Source organism: Pseudomonas sp. LBUM1657, from assembly GCF_059716075.1.
On the sequence record NZ_CP166799.1, the window covers coordinates 2476524 to 2489827 of the forward strand.

The 13304-nt window shown below is 59.9% G+C and carries 10 protein-coding genes; 1 reads left to right on the top strand and 9 read right to left on the bottom strand.

Annotation, left to right across the window (positions count from 1 at the left end):
- Positions 1 to 309: 309 nt before the first annotated feature.
- From katG to ACA055_RS11415, 6 genes are all read right to left on the bottom strand, one after another.
- Positions 310 to 2565: a catalase/peroxidase HPI gene (gene katG, locus ACA055_RS11390; RefSeq protein WP_497683708.1), complete on the bottom strand. Its 2256-nt coding sequence runs from the start codon at positions 2563 to 2565 to the stop codon at positions 310 to 312.
- A 423-nt stretch (positions 2566 to 2988) separates the two neighbouring features.
- A complete protein-coding gene (locus ACA055_RS11395) occupies positions 2989 to 4002 on the bottom strand; it encodes a proline racemase family protein (protein ID WP_462022764.1) in 1014 nt (337 codons plus the stop codon).
- Between the two features lie 36 nt (positions 4003 to 4038).
- The gene (locus ACA055_RS11400) at positions 4039 to 4827 is read right to left on the bottom strand and encodes an ABC transporter permease (protein ID WP_497683709.1); all 789 of its coding nucleotides are present in this window, start codon (positions 4825 to 4827) and stop codon (positions 4039 to 4041) included.
- A complete protein-coding gene (locus ACA055_RS11405) occupies positions 4824 to 5666 on the bottom strand; it encodes an ABC transporter permease (RefSeq protein WP_497683710.1) in 843 nt (280 codons plus the stop codon). The genes ACA055_RS11400 and ACA055_RS11405 overlap by 4 nt, the downstream gene beginning before the upstream one ends.
- Complete coding sequence (locus tag ACA055_RS11410) at positions 5663 to 6730, bottom strand: ABC transporter ATP-binding protein (RefSeq protein ID WP_497683711.1); 1068 nt, start codon at positions 6728 to 6730, stop codon at positions 5663 to 5665. The genes ACA055_RS11405 and ACA055_RS11410 overlap by 4 nt, the downstream gene beginning before the upstream one ends.
- A 15-nt stretch (positions 6731 to 6745) precedes the next feature.
- Positions 6746 to 7795: an ABC transporter substrate-binding protein gene (locus ACA055_RS11415; RefSeq protein WP_497683712.1), complete on the bottom strand. Its 1050-nt coding sequence runs from the start codon at positions 7793 to 7795 to the stop codon at positions 6746 to 6748.
- Between the two features lie 116 nt (positions 7796 to 7911).
- Between ACA055_RS11415 and ACA055_RS11420 the strand changes: the two genes are divergently transcribed.
- Positions 7912 to 8961 carry a GlxA family transcriptional regulator gene (locus ACA055_RS11420; RefSeq protein WP_497683713.1) on the top strand — a complete coding sequence of 350 codons (1050 nt, stop codon included), beginning with the start codon at positions 7912 to 7914 and terminating at the stop codon, positions 8959 to 8961.
- A gap of 31 nt (positions 8962 to 8992) precedes the next feature.
- Here the strand turns inward: ACA055_RS11420 and ACA055_RS11425 are convergent, their stop codons facing one another.
- The 3 genes from ACA055_RS11425 to ACA055_RS11435 are packed head-to-tail and all read right to left on the bottom strand — an operon-like array spanning position 8993 to position 12974.
- On the bottom strand, positions 8993 to 11029 hold the full coding sequence (locus ACA055_RS11425) for an LTA synthase family protein (RefSeq protein WP_497683714.1): 2037 nt from the start codon (positions 11027 to 11029) through the stop codon (positions 8993 to 8995).
- Between the two features lie 32 nt (positions 11030 to 11061).
- Positions 11062 to 11679: a hypothetical protein gene (locus tag ACA055_RS11430; protein ID WP_497683715.1), complete on the bottom strand. Its 618-nt coding sequence runs from the start codon at positions 11677 to 11679 to the stop codon at positions 11062 to 11064.
- A complete protein-coding gene (locus tag ACA055_RS11435; protein WP_497683716.1) occupies positions 11676 to 12974 on the bottom strand; it encodes a sialidase family protein in 1299 nt (432 codons plus the stop codon). Before ACA055_RS11435 ends, ACA055_RS11430 begins: the two co-directional genes overlap by 4 nt.
- Between the last annotated feature and the right edge of the window lie 330 nt (positions 12975 to 13304).

Here is a 13304-nt window from a genome sequence, read left to right on the forward strand (position 1 = left end):
AGCGGGCTTTTGCGTAAGTGGATTTTAGTCTGATCCGTATTTTCCTTCGCCATCTGCGTCTGTAATGCACCCGCCCTCAGGCTCACAATGACGGCACGCTCCGCAGTCGCAGCAACCGCTGCACCGCACCTTCACAATTTCGGAGGCCCCGATGGCCAAGATGGCAATTTTCCTGGGTGGTTTTCTGGTGTTAACCATCTTGATTGGTGTGCTTGCGACGATTTCCCCCGTTTAGTCATTCCAGCGATCCGAAAAAAGCACAACGCCTCCACGAGGGAGGCGTTGCGGTTTTCCAGCAGTACGCTGGCGTTACTTCAGATCAAACCGATCCAGGTTCATCACCTTGGCCCACGCCGCTACGAAGTCTTTTACAAACTTCTCTTTCGCGTCGTCGCAGGCATAGACCTCCGCCAAAGCCCGCAACTGCGCATTGGAGCCAAAGACCAGATCGACACGCGTCGCCGTCCACTTCGCTGCGCCGGTTTTGCGATCACGCCCCTCAAACTCTTCATTGGCCTCCGAAGTCGGTTTCCATTCCACGCCCATGTCGAGCAGGTTTTTGAAGAAGTCGTTGGTCAAAGCTTCCGACTGCTGGGTGAATACGCCGTGTTTGGTTTGTCCGACGTTGGTGTTCAGCACGCGCAGGCCGCCGATGAGCGCGGTCATTTCGGGTGCGGTGAGGGTCAGTTGTTGCGCCTTGTCGATCAACAGCGCCTCAGCCGATACGCGGTAGCGAGACTTGAGGTAGTTACGGAAGCCATCGGCGATAGGTTCGAGGAACCCGAAGGATTCCACATCCGTTTGCTCTTGCGTGGCGTCCATCCGACCAGGTGTGAAAGGCACCGTAACGCTGTGGCCGGCATTTTTCGCTGCTTGTTCGACGCCGGCGCTACCAGCCAGGACGATCAGGTCGGCCAAGGAGATTTTCTTGCCGCCACTGTTGAACTCGCGCTGTATGCCTTCAAGTTTCGCCAGCACGTTTGCCAGTTGCTCAGGCTGGTTGGCCTGCCAGAATTTCTGTGGGGCCAGACGCAGGCGTCCGCCGTTGGCACCGCCGCGTTTGTCGGAGCCACGGAAGCTGGAAGCTGCCGCCCAAGCCGTTGATACAAGCTGCGAGACCGACAGGCCCGAGGCCAGAAGTTTGCTCTTGAGTGCGGCGACATCACTGTCGTTGACCAACTCATGATCGACATCCGGAATAGGGTCTTGCCACAGCAGTTCTTCGGCCGGCATTTCCGGGCCGAGGTAGCGCGAGAGCGGCCCCATGTCGCGGTGGATCAACTTGAACCAGGCGCGGGCGAAGGCATCGGACAACTGCTCCGGATTCTCCAGGAAGCGCCGTGAAATCGGTTCGTAGATCGGGTCGAATCGCAGCGACAGGTCGGTGGTCAGCATGGTCGGATTGCGACGTTTGGACGGGTCGTGGGCATCCGGAATGATGCCGGCGCCAGCGCCGTTTTTCGTGACCCATTGGTTCGCGCCCGCCGGGCTCTTGCTCAGTTCCCACTCGAAACCGAACAGGTTTTCCAGGTAGTTATTGCTCCATTTGGTGGGGGTGGTGGTCCAGGTCACTTCCAGGCCGCTGGTGATGGTGTCCGGGCCCTTGCCGGTACCGAAACTGTTTTTCCAGCCCAAACCCTGCTGGTGAATGTCAGCGGCTTCGGGTTCGGCGCCGACGTTGTCGGCAGGTCCGGCTCCGTGGGTCTTGCCGAAGGCGTGGCCGCCGGCGATCAGTGCGACGGTTTCTTCGTCGTTCATCGCCATGCGCCCGAAGGTCTCGCGAATGTCTTTCGCGGCCGCGAGCGGATCGGGGTTGCCTTCCGGGCCTTCCGGGTTCACGTAGATCAGGCCCATTTGCACGGCGGCGAGCGGGTTTTCCAGGTTGCGACCCTGTTCGGTGCGGCTCTCCTCGTTTTCCCCCGGCTCGGCAACGAGCGGCCCTTCGCCGGGCTCTTGCATGGGTTCGTTCTCTTTGCCGTAGCGGGTGTCGCCGCCCAGCCATTTGTTTTCCGAGCCCCAGTAGACGTCTTCATCCGGTTCCCAGACGTCCGGACGACCGCCGGAAAATCCAAAGGTCTTGAAGCCCATGGACTCCAGGGCGACGTTGCCCGTGAGGACGATCAGGTCTGCCCAGGAAATGTTACGCCCGTATTTTTGCTTGATCGGCCAGAGCAGCCGGCGTGCCTTGTCCAGGCTGACGTTGTCCGGCCAACTGTTGAGCGGCGCAAAGCGTTGCTGGCCGGAGCCGGCGCCACCACGCCCGTCACCGGTGCGGTACGTGCCTGCGGCGTGCCAGGCCATGCGGATAAAGAGCGGCCCGTAATGACCGAAGTCCGCTGGCCACCAGTCTTGCGAATCGGTCATCAGCGCATTCAGGTCTCTTTTGACCGCTTCAAAATCCAGGCTTTTGAACGCTTCGGCGTAGTTGAAGCCTTCGTCCATGGGATCGGTCAGGGACGAGTGCTGGTGCAGGATCTTCAGATTCAGTTGGTTCGGCCACCAATCGCGGTTCGTCGTGCCACCACCAGCGGCGTGATTGAACGGGCATTTCGATTCATTTGCCATGTGTGAGCTACCTTTAGGTCGTGTTCATCCAGCTATCCGGCCCGGGCTGGGCGTTGGATAGCGACGAGCCAAATCAATGACACAGGCTGCAGGGCCAGCAATTCGATCAACTGATTGTTTCGACCACGGGGTAATGCTCAACAGCGGCAATCGACGTGCCTGCACGATGGCCCACGGGAGGCCTAGTCACGCTTTTGACTCATTCCTGTCTCCTTATCAGCTCTCTACCGGCCAGCTATGTTGCCGGCGCCAGATTAAGGTTAGACCCCAGTCGGGAAGTCAGCTAATAGGTGGAGTGTTGGGGCACGATAGGCAGAATCTTTTAACCGAGGGCTGGGGATTAGCGCGCAAAAAAAACGCCCGATGCAGTGCAACGGGCGTTTGCGGCAGACGAGTGCTCAGGAGGTGCGGTGCTGCGGCCACTCAGTTGACGACGAAACCTGCGCCGACAGGGTCGTTTCGCTCGATCACCCAGCGCGACGTGCCCAAAATGCTCGCCGTGCCCTTGACCGTCGGGCGCACCGCGCGGGTTCCGTTCAGGTCCACTTCGCCGAGCAGGCAACCTTCGAAAGTGCCGCTACCCAGCAGGCCTTCAGACAGAATGGGTTGATTGAGCCCCAGTTTTCCCCGTGCCTCGAACATCGCCATCATCGCGCTGGTGCCCGTGCCGCCGGGAGAGCGATCGAGCTGACCGGCGCTGAAGACGTGGACGTTCTTGTAGAACGCTCCTTCGATCGTGGCAGGGTGCCAGAAGGTGATGAAGTTGAGGTCGTTGATGTGGGCCTCGGTCGGGTGCTGGATCTTCAGTTGTTTCTGAATCTGGTCACGGGCCAGCAGGCCGAGGCGCGACAGTTCGCTGCCGTTTTCCGGGCTGATGCGCAGGTCGCAGTTGGTCAGGTCGACGATGCCGAAATAGTTGCCGCCCCAGACCAGGTCGGCTTTCAGATCGCCATAGCCGGGCAGGTGCACGGGGATATCCTGGGCCGCGACGTAGGCGGGCACGTTTTCAAAACGGGTCCAGAGTACGTTTTCGCCTTCGGACGCCACCTCGGCGACCACCAGTCCTGCGGTGGTTTCGAAGCGGATTTTGGTGATGCCATCGGCGCCGCGCGGCACCAGGCCCAGTGCAACCATCGCCATGCTCACGGCAATGGTGCCGTGGCCGCACATGTGCGAGTACACGCTGCCGTCCATGTAGATCAGGCCGGCGTCGAATTCACTGCTTGAAGGCGGGGTGAGGAAGACGCCGAACATGTCCTTGTGACCGCGAGGCTCCTGCATCAGCGCCTTGCGCAGCCAGTCATAGTTCTGCTCGAGAAAGGCCCGCTTGGCCAGAATGCTGGAGCCGGCGGGGTAGGGAATGCCGCTGTGCACGATGCACAGTGGTTCGCCTTCGGTATGGGTATAGATGACATCGAACGTGTCTTGCATGCGCATGACTGAACTCCTGGCTTACGGGATGTACGAGGGGGGTTATTTGCGTTCTGACAAAAGGTCGAGGCCGATGCACAGATCAAGAATGATCACGGCCGCTACGACGACGATAATGGTTGCGCCGGACGCGGCAGCAATGGTCGGGTCGACGGTGTACTGCACATAGTTGAAGAGTTTCACCGGAATGGTGTTCAGGTCCGGGGTGGTGTTGAAGATCGACAATTCCACGTTGATCCATGACGAGATGAAGGCAAAGATCGACCCGGTCACGATCCCCGGTCGGATCTGCGGCAGCACCACGAAAAAGAAGGTGGCCCAGGGTGTTCCGCCCAGATCGCTGGAGGCTTCTTCCAGGGCGCGTTGCTCCGGGGTCAGCATGGACAGCACCGAGCGCAGGACGAAGGGCGAGATGATCACCGTGTGGCCAATCAACAGCGCGAGAAAGCTGCGGGTCAGGCCGAAGTAGCCGCCGAACTGCAACAGCGCGGCGCCCAGGACGATGTGCGGGAACACCAGCGGTGAAGTCAGGGCCGCGAGGATCGCGCCTTTGCCGGGAAACTCGTAACGCGCCATCGCCAGTGCGGCCGGTACGCTGAGCAGCACGGCGACAACGGTCGCGGCCAGGGCCAGCAGGGTGCTTGTGGCGAAGGAGGCGACATAGCTCGGGTCACTGAGCATCTTGCCGTACCAGTCCAGCGTCCAGCCTTGGGGTGGGAACGCGAGGAAAGACGAGGCGGTCAACGAGACGCCGAGAATCACCACCAGTGGTAGCAGCATGTAGCCAAGCACGGCCCAGGCCACCAGTCGAACCAGCATGCGAGTCATCATTGGTTGCTCCCTCGGATACTGCCGACGCGTCCGGCCAACCCGACCATGATCAAGGTAAAGATCAGCAACACGACACTCAGCGCGCCGCCGTAGTTGAAGTCGAAGACCGAACTGTATTGCTGGAAAATCAGCATCGAGAGCACCGAGATTCGGCCACCCGACAGCAGTGCCGGCGTGACGTAGGCGCTGGCCGCCAGGGTGAATACCATGATCGAGCCGGAGATGATCCCGGGCATGGTCAGTGGCAGCACCACATGGAAAAAGGTCGCACGAGGGCTGGCACCGAGGTCCTCGGAGGCTTGTTCGTAGGCCGGGTCGACCTGCGCCAGGGCGTTGCCGGCGGCCAGCACGATGAAGGGCAGCAGGATGTACACCATGCCGATCAGGATGCCGAGTTCAGTGCCCAGGAAACGCACCGGCGTGTCGATCAGCCCCGTTTCCATCAGGCTTTGGTTCACCAGCCCTTTGCGCCCCAGCAGCACCATCCAGCCGAACGAGCGGACGATGTTGCTGGTGAACATCGGCACCACCAGCAAGATCACACAAGCTCGGCGCCAGGCTCGCCACTTCACGACACGCACTAAGTACCAGGCCAGCGGGTAGCCGAGCAGCAACGAGATCACGGTAGTCAGCGCGGCGATGCGGAAGGTCACCAGGATCACGTCCCAGTGGTATTGATCGCCCAACACCCGAATGTAGTGGTCAAGGGTGAACGCCTGATCGGCGCCCTGGGTCAGGCTGGCGAAGATCACCACGGCGAACGGTGCGAGAAAGAACGCCGTGAAAAACGCCAATGCCGCAAAGAGCATCAATAGCGGGGCGAGCGTCTTGCGTTTCATACCGACTCCCCGATCAAGTGCAGATGAGCCGGGTTGAAGCCCAGGCGCACGGCACTGCCGGCCATCAGGTCGGCCCTGGGGAAGCCCATGGTGCGCGCCACGATTGGCTGCCCATCAATTTGCGTATGGATCAAGGTGTGGCTGCCCACGGTGACGATATCGGTCACGGTGCCCTGGATTTCGTAGCAGTTGGCGGTCTCGGGGCTTGAGGTATCCAGCACCTGCAAATGCTCGGGGCGCAGGACGGCCACCCCGCGAGGCAACAGATTTTTTGCGTCGCTCAACATCGGTTTATGACGGATCGCCAGGCGGATCTCACCGTTATCGCTGGCCTCATAGCCGATCAGGTTGGCCTCGCCGATGAAGTCCGCGACGAAGCGCGAGGCCGGCTTGCTGTAGATCTCGCTGCTGGAACCGGTCTGTTCGATGCGCCCGGCATTCATCACCACAATGCGGTCGGCGATGGTCATCGCTTCTTCCTGGTCGTGGGTGACGAAGATGAACGCAATGCCGAGCTTGGCCTGCAGATGCTTGAGTTCCAGCTGCATGCGCTTGCGCAGTTTCATGTCCAGCGCCGAGAGCGGCTCATCGAGCAGCAGCAGTTTCGGCTTATTGACGATGGCGCGTGCCAGCGCCACACGCTGCTGCTGCCCACCGGACATCCCGCGCGGGAAACGATCTTCCAGCGCTTCCAGGCCAACCAGCGCCAGCGCTTCTCGAGCCTGAGCCCGGGCGTCGCTGCGATTGACACCTTGGCGCCGGGGTCCGTACGCCACGTTTTCCAATACGGTCATGTGCGGAAACAGGGCGTAATTCTGAAAGACCGTATTCAGCGGTCGACGATACGGCGGCAGCCGACTGACATCCTGGCCATCGATCGAAATGGTCCCGGAATCGGGCTGCATGAAACCGGCGATGGAGCGCAGGAGAGTGGTCTTGCCACACCCGCTGGGGCCGAGCAGGACGATGAATTCGCCCTGCTCGATGTCCAGGTGGATGTTGTCCAGTGCCTGGAACGGCCCAAAGCTTTTGCAGACGCTGTCTATGCTCAATAACACTGACATTGCAGACCTCTTGAGCTAGTTGGCGGAGACTTTGCGGTTCCAGTCGTTGGTGACGCTCGCGCGCTGCGCGTTGATCTGTGCCCAGTCGAACAGGCGCAGGTCGCTGACCGAACCGCCCGCGCCCCATGGCAACTTGCGCGCCACGTCATCGGAGACTTCCACGCCTTTGACTGCTGGCCCCAGGTACAGCTTGCCGGCAAGGCAGGACGCCGCTTCCTTGGTCAGCGCGGTGTTGATGAATTGCTCGCCGGCCTTGCTGTTGCCCGCACCCTTGATCAGGTGCAGGCGCGCGTCGGTGGCCCATGCGCCTTCCTTGGGAATGGTGAAACCGATGGGCGCGCCCTTATCGATCAAGTCCCAGGCACCGACGTTGAAGTGCGCGCCGATGATCGCTTCGCCACTCTGAAAGGCGTTGGTGGCGGCGCCCGAACTGTCGAAGAACAGTGCGGTGTCCAGCGCACCCAGCTTTTCGTAGATCGGCGCGAGGTTGCTGCGGTCGATGCCCCAGACATCGGCCATGAAGAATACAAACGGCACCCCGGAAGAGTTGGCGGGCGAGGGCAGGGCAATGGCGCCGGCGAATTCCGGTTTCCACAGATCCTTCCAACTGGTGGGTGCGTCTTTGATTTCCTTGGTGTTGTAGGTCAGGCCGAGGGAGTAATAACCGCTGCTGACGGCGAAGGTATGGCCGGCATCGGTGTACACCGCTTTATCCACGACGTTCTTCAGGTTTGGAATGGCAGCCGGGTCGAGATCGGCGAGTACACCGGCGGCATAGGCGAGTTCGCTGATGCCGCCATCCATCCACGCCACGTCGATGGTCGGGCTGGACTTCTGCTGCTGGAGTTTCGCCAGGGTGGTGGTCGAGGTGCCGACTTCCGCGGCGACGGGAATCCCGGTCGCCTTCGTGAAAGGTTCTGCAACACAATTGAGGAAGGCCTCACCCCAGTTACCGCCGTACAACGCGACGGTCAGCTTTTGCTGATCCGCCATGGCGCCTTGTGAGGAGATGCAGCCTGCCAGGGAAAGCGCGACTGTGATTTTATTGCGAGTTTTAAGTCTCATCTCATGTCCTCTGGGGCGTTGTTGTACTGTTCCCCTTGTCTGCATCTTGCTCGTAACATCGAGGCGAGCGCTTGCACACTGGGGTCTTAAAGTTGAATAGTTAGGTCATGCCCAAAATGACTCAGATCCATCACGATAGCCACGCTTCGCCTGATCGGCCCGGTGCCGAGGCGGCTGTTCGACCGCAGCTGTCGGTGGGGTTGGTCCTGCTGGACCAATTCACGCTGGCGGCGTTTTCAGGTTTCGTGGATGTGCTGCGCTTGTCCGCCGACCTGGGGGGCGGCAGTCGGCAGATTCATACCGCGTGGCGGGTGATGAGTGTCGATGGATTGCCGCGAACCTCCAGCGCCGGAATTGTGCTGGAGGTGTCCGGCGGCCTGGCGGAGAACCTCGACGAATTCGACTATGTGGCCGTCTGTGGCGGTAACGATTACCCCAACACCTACCTGCCCAACAACTTGCGTGATTGGCTGCAGCGCGCCGCGAACAGTCGCACACGGTTATTGGGCATCTGCACGGGCACGTTCGCGCTGGCACAAGCGGGCGTGGTGGGAAATCGTTCGGTGTGCGTGCACTGGAATGTGCTGGATGCGTTCCGCGCACGTTTTCCGAAAACGCCGGCGGCGGTCGATCACCTGTTCATTGACGAGGGCGATCTGATTACCTGTGCCGGCTCAACGGCCGCGATCGATCTGGGGTTGTATCTGGTGACGCGGCATTGCGGGCGTGAAAAAGCCCAGCAGGCGGTGCGGCATATGATGTTGCAGGGGATTCGCCAAGGGCGGCAACCGCAGGCGCATTTCTATGCAAACCTGGCGGATATCAAGGATGAGAGGGTTCGACAGGCCGCGCACTATATCGAGCAACGCATGGACAGCTTGCCCACCCTGGATGCCATCGCGCGGTATGTGGGACTTGGGCGGCGGCAGCTGACACGCGCCTTCCAGCAGTCGCTGGGCATTTCACCGATGGAGTTTCAACGCTCGCTACGCGTCGAGTACGGCAGTTGGTTGCTGGTGAACAGTCACAGCAGCATCACGCAGATCGCCATGGATTGCGGGTTTGCCGACGGTGCGCATTTCTCTCGCGAGTTTCGAGCCCGATTCGGCGTGTGCCCGCGTGAGTTTCAGCGCCAGGGGCAGCAGACTGATTCGCCCGCGCTCTGAACCAGAGACACGGGCTTTTAGGCTGAAGCCGTTATTCACGCACGTTCTGGTACAGCATCAACCTTGAGGTTTCATGCATGGCGCGGGTCAGTTCTGACAGGCGCTTGAACTCTTCCGGGTTCTGCGGCGCCACGTTGTCCAGCGGCGTCGGTGAGGCCAGGTCGTGGAGCGTCGGCGAGCTGCCGTCGTGTTCCATCTGCACCATGTAGTGTTGAGTCACGCCCGCGATCAATGGGAACGTCCCCTCACGCAATACCAGTGGTACCACGCGTTCACCCTCGGGCGCCGGCTGCTGGATATCACGACCCATGCCGCCGTTGCGGAACTCAAGACCGGACATGCCCGCCACGGTTGGCAGCAAGTCCACCAGGCCAACCGCTTCCTTGACCTTGCGCGTCCCGATCAGCCCCGGTGCGTGGATGATCATCGGGACAGCGTTGCTTTCCAGGCCCAGTTGCTCATAGGCCGGTGCCAGGAAAGGGATCTGGGCGATACGGGTGTTGTGGTCGCCGAACAGCACGAAAATGGTGTTTTCGTACCAGCCGCCAGCCTTGGCGATTTCCATCAAGCGTCCAATGTTGAAGTCCAGCAAGCGCACGGCGTTGTATTGCTCGACACTGCGCGATCCTGCGGCCTGGACTTCCGCCAGGGTGGGGTGCTTGACCTCGAACCCGTCATTGGTCTTGGGAATCGTAAAGGGGCGATGGTTGCCAGCCGTCTGCACATACGCAAAGAACGGTTTGTCCTTGGGCAGTGCTTGCAGGATCTGGTCGGTTTCCTTGAACAGATCCAGATCGGAAATGCCCCAGACATCCACCACCGGCGATTTCCAATCCCGCTCTTCGAACAGGCGAACGCCGTCGATGCTCTGCCGGATCAAGGCATTCATGTTGGCCCAACCGGAATTGCCGCCGATGGTGTAGATCTTCTCGTAACCGGTGAAGGCGTTGATCAATGAGTGCTGTTTGGTGATCAGCGGGTTACGCGTCGCGGTTTCCTGACGCGTGACGTCAGGCACCCCGGTAATGCTGGCCCACACGGTTTTTGCGGTGCCCGTGACCGGCACGTAGAAGTGCTCGAAGAACCAGCTCTGCGTGGCCAGGCGATCGATGTTGGGCGTCGGATTGATCGGGTTGCCATAGGCGCCGACGGCGCTGGTGCCCAGCGATTCAAGCATGACGAACATTACGTTCGGTGGCCGGGAACCGGGGACTTTGTAGGGTTGTGGCGCCTGGTGACGGACGAAATTCAGGGTTTGCGGATCGGGCTTGTCGACGCCCAGGTAGTTGGCCATTGCTGCGTAGTGTTCGCGCACCTGCGCTTCGTCATAGCGCGACTGACCGACCTTGACCGTGTCGTAAAGGAAAATCACCGGGTTCAGGCCCAACGCGGCCACCTGGTTATTGCCCGAGAAAAACGCATCGCTCCAGCGCAGCGGCACAGGGTTTTCCAGGTTCATGTTCTCGACACGGCCCAAGATGCCCAACAGCACCACCACGACCATCAACACGCCACCCCATATCAAGGACAGCGGGTGAATGCGCTTGCGAGGGCGGTCCAGCGTCACGCGTTCCAGACGCGTCAGGGCCAGTGTCACCAGTACAACCGTGGCCAGCCAACCCAGTGAAATCCAGATCACCGGGTAGGTTTGCCAGACCATGTCGCGGGATATTTGCGCATCCTCGATGAAGCGCAGCACGGTGGCGTTGATCCTCACGCCCAGGTACGCGTAATGACCAAAATCGATGATGTAGATCAGCAGCAGGGCGCTCAGCATGGCGACCAGATACACCTGGGCGATCCGGCGAAGCAGGCGACTGCCGACCAGGTTCCAGCGCGGAATCCAGGCCAGCAACGCCAACGGCACCATCACCAGAATGGCCAGGCGCAGGTCGAAACGAAAGCCGATGCCCAGGGTTTCCAGGGCGGCATCTTCATTGATCAGGGCTTTGGCGTCGAAACCGGAAAAGCCGAAAAAGAACACCACCCGCAGCAGTGCAAACAGCGCGAACAGAATCGCTGTTGCGCCTAGCCAGTAATGTAAACGTCTCGATTGCAGCCAACCCATCCATGTTCCCCTGTAAAAAATGTCGTTGAATCTCAAACAGATCCAGATACGTTTCGCGCTGAGCCGCGCCGCTTGATCAGCGCACCATAGGTCCAGCGCACAGCAAGCATCACAAGTGCCGCGCAGCAATACAGACCCAGCAGCGGATCAACCAGGTAATCCCAGTAGTTTTGCGAAGGTTTTATCCCGGCGACGAAGGCCAGGGTCGCGCAGGCCAACATCACGACGGCCAGGCCGTTGCGCAGGTAAAACAGGCCCAAGGTGAGCAGCGCGAAGAAAATCAGCATCGGACGCGGGCTGTAGCCGAACCGGTAAGGGTCCAGGTCACTCAACCCTAGCGTTGCCGGGTACAGCACCAGCGCTAACACGGCAAAGATGATCATTACGATGGTTTTATCCAGCGGCGCGGGCGCCAGGACACCCAGTCGACGTAAACAGCCCCACACCATGAACACCAACGTCGTGATCGCCAGGTCATCGATGTGGCTGCGCAAATACACGGCCAACGACAAACCATCCAGCGGTATGAAACTGGCGGCCAGCAATGCAACCAGCAGCGCGATACGCGCAACCCTGTTCAACCCGAAAGAGGGCAGCACCAGGAAGATGAGCAGTGCGAAACTGACATGGGCTTGCCAAAGGTTAATCATTTGAGACGCTCGGACAGCCACGCTTCGTTGAAGGTGACGTGCTTGATGAAAGTGTTGTTCCAGGAATAAACCAGGTGATACATGCCGTCGGGACTGCGGATGAAGTACGGATATTCATATTCAAACTCACACACTCCGCGCTTACAGACACGGTTGTCGAGGTTGTTCAGGAATTGCGCCTCAAGTGGCTGGCGAAGCGCGCCGCTGGAACCGCGGAACTCTTTGCCGATGATTTCCTTGTAGGCCTCGGGTGAAAACGCAGCACCGGATGAATCCGGTGATTTGTCCAGGTCCCGCAACGAGCGCCAATCGTCCATTTTTTCGTCAGTGCCATAAAGGCTCAGCTTGAAGCGACCTTCTTGCAGGTCGTTGAGCGCTACCAGCAACCCGTGTTCGGGTGTCGCGACGGCTGCCAGCGAAGAGTTCGGATTCGACGGGTCGAGCGGATACGGTTCGCTCCAGGTTTGCCCGGCATCTTCCGTGCGAGTCGCCAGGACACGGTGATGGGTATTGCCGGCATAGCGCAACAAGGCGATGCCGCGCTGCCCATCCAGTGGAACCACTGTGGGCTGCAATGAATTCGTGCCGTGGCTGATGCGGAATTTGTCGATCACGTCACCGTCTGCGCTCAAGTACAGGTACTCGGCAAACTTGCCCAGAAACTCGTGGTAGACCGGTAAGCCGATGGAGCCGTCGGCATGGAACACCGGTGCCGACCGGACCAGGGTGCTGATGTTCAGGAAGGGTGAAGTGATCAGCTGGCGTGGTGCGGACCAACTTCCACCAAAGTCGTCTGAAACCATCACATTGACCGCACTGCCGGCCCAGCCACCCATGGACACGGACACGTAGAACAACCACAAGCGATTGTCCGGCGCGAGTGCCACCACCGGGTTGCCCAGTTTGCGAATGTATTTTTGCGTGCCTTGCTGGGTCGAATCCCGGGTCGCCAGTACCTGTTCCGCTCCCCATTCACCGGTTTTCGCGTCGAAACGCGCGGAGCGCACCTGTACGTCGGAGGCGCCTTCGCGAGAGCCGGCGAACCAGACCGTCATCAGGCTACCGTCAGGCAGGGCTGTCACCGCCGAGGAATGCACGAAGTCCACCAGCCCGGAGGAGGCGAAACGGCTGGTATAAATGGGCTTGGCCACTTGACCGGCCACGGCCATCACCGGACTGATCAGGGCAAAGGAGGAGTGCGTATTGGCAGGATTGACGAACCATGCAGACGCAAACAAGCAGGTCAGTGCGAGGTAAGCACCGAGGGCAGGGATACTGGGTAATTTGATGCGCATCATTACTGCTAGGCAACTTCATGGCCCGATTAAGCGCAGTAACGTAACACCCGTTAGTACAGGATCGATTTTTATGAATGGCTGTTTTGTAAGCAAATGTTTGTAGCGTGCCTGCGGGCCGAGTAGCGAATTCCGGGCGCCAGGTTGAAAGGGCCGGAATAGAGGGTTGGTGCTTCGAATCGACGGGATAAATCAGCCCTCATTGCCGATCGTCGAAAAAGTCGCAGCTCACCGGCCGAGGTCGCTGCTACTTGAACATACAAATCCCCCAGGCGCTGACACATTACAGATACATGCGCGCGGTTTCATGGAACGCACCCAGACTACACA

Excerpts from the sequence above, each read along its gene's own strand:
- ACA055_RS11415 (WP_497683712.1), bottom strand. The coding sequence starts at position 7,795 with ATGAGACTTAAAACTCGCAATAAAATCACAGTCGCGCTTTCCCTGGCA.
- ACA055_RS11405 (WP_497683710.1), bottom strand. The coding sequence starts at position 5,666 with ATGAAACGCAAGACGCTCGCCCCGCTATTGATGCTCTTTGCGGCATTG.
- katG (WP_497683708.1), bottom strand. The coding sequence starts at position 2,565 with ATGGCAAATGAATCGAAATGCCCGTTCAATCACGCCGCTGGTGGTGGC.
- ACA055_RS11400 (WP_497683709.1), bottom strand. The coding sequence starts at position 4,827 with ATGATGACTCGCATGCTGGTTCGACTGGTGGCCTGGGCCGTGCTTGGC.
- ACA055_RS11410 (WP_497683711.1), bottom strand. The coding sequence starts at position 6,730 with ATGTCAGTGTTATTGAGCATAGACAGCGTCTGCAAAAGCTTTGGGCCG.
- ACA055_RS11435 (WP_497683716.1), bottom strand. The coding sequence starts at position 12,974 with ATGCGCATCAAATTACCCAGTATCCCTGCCCTCGGTGCTTACCTCGCA.
- ACA055_RS11395 (WP_462022764.1), bottom strand. The coding sequence starts at position 4,002 with ATGCGCATGCAAGACACGTTCGATGTCATCTATACCCATACCGAAGGC.
- ACA055_RS11420 (WP_497683713.1), top strand. The coding sequence starts at position 7,912 with ATGACTCAGATCCATCACGATAGCCACGCTTCGCCTGATCGGCCCGGT.
- ACA055_RS11430 (WP_497683715.1), bottom strand. The coding sequence starts at position 11,679 with ATGATTAACCTTTGGCAAGCCCATGTCAGTTTCGCACTGCTCATCTTC.
- ACA055_RS11425 (WP_497683714.1), bottom strand. The coding sequence starts at position 11,029 with ATGGGTTGGCTGCAATCGAGACGTTTACATTACTGGCTAGGCGCAACA.